The organism is Rhodococcus sp. ENV425, from assembly GCF_002887785.1.
Taxonomy (GTDB): Bacteria; Actinomycetota; Actinomycetes; order Mycobacteriales; family Mycobacteriaceae; genus Rhodococcus; species Rhodococcus aetherivorans.
In genome coordinates, this window is the sequence record NZ_PCZU01000146.1 from 1 (window position 1) to 4,183 (window position 4,183).

Annotated in this window: 3 protein-coding genes and 1 pseudogene; 1 reads left to right on the top strand and 3 read right to left on the bottom strand. The window is 70.5% G+C overall.

Annotated elements, in window-relative coordinates; genetic code table 11:
• From CQZ88_RS11445 to CQZ88_RS11455, 3 genes and pseudogenes are all read right to left on the bottom strand, one after another.
• A pseudogene (locus CQZ88_RS11445) lies at positions 1-357 on the bottom strand (lytic transglycosylase); the annotation flags it as partial.
• A 280-nt stretch (positions 358-637) separates the two neighbouring features.
• Entirely contained in the window at positions 638-1,792 is a 1,155-nt protein-coding gene (locus tag CQZ88_RS11450) for a cystathionine gamma-synthase (RefSeq protein ID WP_006939059.1), read from the bottom strand.
• Positions 1,793-1,861: 69 nt separating this feature from the next.
• Positions 1,862-3,247, bottom strand: a complete 1,386-nt coding sequence (locus CQZ88_RS11455; protein WP_102799763.1) for a cystathionine beta-synthase — start codon at positions 3,245-3,247, stop codon at positions 1,862-1,864.
• Between the two features lie 120 nt (positions 3,248-3,367).
• Here CQZ88_RS11455 and CQZ88_RS11460 point away from each other — a divergent pair.
• Positions 3,368-4,183, top strand: an 816-nt coding sequence (locus tag CQZ88_RS11460) for an SGNH/GDSL hydrolase family protein (protein WP_102799764.1), incomplete at its 3' end; no start/stop codon positions are given.

The following is a 4,183-nucleotide window of genomic DNA, read 5'->3' on the forward strand; positions in this document are numbered from 1 at the left end:
CGGCACCGACGGCACCTGTTCGAGCACGGCCTGCACCGGGTTCTCCACCGGCGCCGGCGGCGGTTCGAGCACCGCGGCCGCCTCCGCCGGCAGGTGCGGCATCAGCGCGTCCGTCGCCGCCGACGTCGCGTCCGCCACGGCCTGCTCCGCCGCCGGACGCATCGGCTCGGGCAACCCCGCCACCAGATCGGCGACCTGCCGGTCCGTGGTCGCGGCGGAGGCTTCGGCCGATGCCTGGAACGACTCGACCGCCTGCGTCACCTGTTCCTTGATCTGATCCGGGATGTCCGCTCCCTGTACCAGGGCACTCGCCGCCGTGGCCACCGCCACAATCACCGCCGACGGGTCAACTGACATACGCGAACTCCCCATCCCTCAGACGACCGCCTTCACCGTACTTGTGATCTCTGTCACCGGTGCGGTTTCGTTACTTGGATATCATATATATGTAAGAACCTGTTCCAATTTGGCTGTTGTGACGCGCCACACAGCGAACTCGAAGTTACATCAACAGGGAACGCGGCGCTCGATCACCGCGCGGTCGACCGGGAGGTTCGGGGGTCGAGAGGGCGGTTCCTGCGGCCACATGCGAGAAAGGGCGCCCACATCCGCCCCCTCGGCGCAGTCACATCCGGGTTTACGCCTCCAGTGCCTGCTCGATGTCCGCGACGAGGTCGGCGGCATCTTCGATGCCGACGGACAGGCGCACCAGGTCTTCCGGGACCTCGAGCAGCGACCCGGCGGTCGAGGCGTGCGTCATCGCGCCCGGGTGCTCGATCAGCGACTCGACACCACCGAGGGACTCGGCGAGGGTGAAGATCTCGGTGCGTGCGCAGAAGTCGAGGGCAGCCTGCTTGCCGCCGGCCAGGCGCAGCGAGACCATGCCGCCGAACCGGCGCATCTGCTTCGACGCGACGGCGTGGTCGGGGTGCGCCTCGTGGCCGGGGTAGATCACCTGGGCGACGGCGGGATGCCCGTCGAGCAGCTCGACGATCTTCTCGGCGTTGTCGCTGTGCCGTTCCATCCGCAGTGCCAGCGTCTTGATGCCGCGCATCGTCAGGTACGCGTCGAACGGGCCCGGGACGGCGCCCGCACCGTTCTGCAGGAACGCGAACCTGGTGTCGAGTTCCTCGTCGTTCGTGACCAGCGCGCCGCCGACCACGTCGGAGTGGCCACCGAGATACTTGGTGGTCGAGTGCAGTGCGACGTCGGCCCCCAGGGCCAGCGGCTGCTGCAGGTACGGCGACGCGAACGTGTTGTCGACCACGATCTTCGCCCCACCGGTGTGCGCGACGTCGGCGAGGGCCGCGATGTCACCGATGTTGAGCAGGGGGTTCGTCGGGGTCTCGACCCACACCAGCTTGGTGGTGGGCCGCATCGCCTCGCGCACGGCGTCGACGTCCGAGATGGGCGCGGGCGTGTACTCGATGCCCCACTGCGTGAACACCTTGTCGATCAGCCGGAAGGTGCCACCGTAGGCGTCGTTGGGGATGACGAGGTGATCGCCGGGCCGCAGCACCGAACGCAGCAGGCAGTCGGTGGCGGCCATGCCGGAGCTGAACGCCCGGCCGAAGGTGCCCGCCTCGATGGCCGCGAGGTTCGCCTCGAGCGGCTTGCGGGTGGGGTTTCCGGTGCGGGCGTACTCGAATCCGCCGCGCATCCCGCCGACCCCGTCCTGCGCGAACGTCGAACTCGCATAGATGGGGACGTTGACGGCGCCGGTCGCCGGGTCGGGATCGTATCCGGCGTGGATCGCTCGGGTGGAAAAGCCGTGGCTGCGCTGCTCACTCATGCGGCTCAGCCTAGTCGGGGGCACACGCCGGTGGCCCGGGGAACACACCCCGGGCCACCGGCGTAGCCGCTACGAGCCCGCGCTGATGAACCCGAGCAGGTCGTGACGGGTGATCACGCCGACGGGCTTGCCGTCGTCGATGACCAGCAGCGCATCGGTGTCGCCGAACGCCTTCGTGGCGGCGGCGATCGACTCGCCGACACCGATCAGCGGCAGCGACGGGCTCATGTGCTTCGCGACGGGGTCGGCCAGCCTCGCGCGGCCCTCGAAGACGGCGCTGAGGAGCTCGCGCTCGCTGACGCTGCCCGCGACCTCACCGGCGGTGACGGGCGGCTCGGCACCCACGACCGGCATCTGCGAGACCCCGTACTCGCGCAGGATCTCGACGGCGTCGCGGACCGTCTCCGACGGGTGCGTGTGCACGAGGGCGGGCAGCTCCCCCGACTTGCTGCGCAGCACGTCGCCGACGGTCGAATCGTCCGGCTTGCCGTCGAGCGGGGCCCGCAGGAAACCGTACGAGGCCATCCACTTGTCGTTGAAGATCTTCGACATGTAGCCGCGCCCACCGTCGGGAAGCAGTACCACGACGAGCGCGTCCGGTCCCTCGCGCTCGGCGACCCTCAGGGCGGCGACGACGGCCATGCCGCACGACCCGCCGACGAGCAGGCCCTCCTCGCGGGCGAGACGCCGGGTCATGTCGAACGAGTCCGCGTCGGAGACGGCGATGATCTCGTCGGGGATCGAGGGGTCGTAGGCGCTGGGCCAGAAGTCCTCGCCCACACCCTCGACGAGGTACGGGCGACCGGTGCCGCCGGAATAGACGGAGCCCTCCGGGTCGGCGCCGATCACCTTGACCTTGCCGCCGGAAACCTCCTTGAGGTAGCGGCCGGTGCCGGTGATGGTGCCGCCGGTGCCGACGCCGGCGACGAAGTGGGTCACCTTGCCGTCGGTATCGCGCCAGATCTCCGGGCCGGTGGTCTCGTAGTGGCTCTCCGGCCCGGCCGGGTTGGAGTACTGGTCGGGCTTCCAGCCGCCGGGCAGTTCCCGGGCGAGCCGGTCGGAGACGCTGTAGTAGCTGTCGGGATGCTCCGGGGGCACCGCGGTCGGGCACACCACGACCTCGGCGCCGTACGCGCGGAGCACGTTGCGCTTGTCCTCGCTGACCTTGTCGGGACACACGAACACGCACTTGTAGCCGCGCTGTTGCGCGACGAGCGCGAGACCGATGCCGGTGTTGCCGGAGGTCGGCTCGACGATGGTGCCGCCCAGTTTCAGCGCACCCGAGACTTCGGCGGCGTCGACCATCTTGACCGCGATGCGGTCCTTGGAACTGCCACCGGGGTTGAAGTATTCGACCTTCGCCGCGACCAGCCCCGAACCCGGCTTCGTCACCGAGTTGAGCTTGACCAGCGGCGTGTTTCCGATGAGACCGACGACGGAATCCGCTATGCGCATTCCTCCATGGTCTCAGATGCCTCTGCACAACGCCGTTCCGGCTGCTCGAGCGACGCATACGACGCACACTGGACACGGCAACTTCAGGGTGTGGCCGTCCTCTCGGAAAGGTGATCCACCGTGCCCCGAACTTCGTGGCGTGCCGCGGCGCTGGCCGGCGCGACGGCCGTCGCCGCCGGCTCCGGCGCCGGCGGCGCCTCGTGGCTGACGTACACGTACCTGATGCGCCAGGCGACGGAAGCGAGAGGCGTCATCGGCCGCACCTGGGCGAAGCCGCCCGAGGCGGACGGGGTGTACCTGCCCGGAGCGCAGTCCCCGGTGCCGTGGCGCCGCGACGTGCCGTTCGACCTGCACCTGATGATCTTCGGGGATTCGACGGCGGCCGGCCTGGGCTGCGCGAGCGCCGCCGAGGTGCCCGGGGTGCTGCTGGCCCGCGCCCTGGCTGACGAGTCCCGTCGCCGGGTCCGGCTCAGCACGAAGGCGATCGCGGGGGCCACCTCGCGGGGCCTGGCGGGGCAGGTCGACGCGATGTACGTGGCGGGACCGCCGCCGGACGCGGCCGTCATCCTGGTCGGTGCCAACGACGTGACCGCGAAGCAGTCGCTGCATCGTTCGGCGCAGCGGCTGGGCTCGGCGGTGCACCGGCTGCGCGCCGGCGGCGCCGTCGTGGTCGTCGGCACGTGCCCCGACCTCGGGGTGGTCGGCGCGATCCCCCAGCCGCTGCGCACGGTGGTGCGGACGTGGGGGCGGCAACTGGCCCGCGCGCAGGCCGCGGCGACGCGCGCGGCCGGTGGGCATCCGGTGCCGCTGGCCGACCTGTTGACGCCCGAGTTCCTCTCCGCGCCGGACCGCCTGTTCTCTGCGGACGGGTTCCATCCCTCGGCCGCGGGATACGAGCTGGCGGCCCGTCACCTGCTGCCGGTGCTGGCCGCCGCG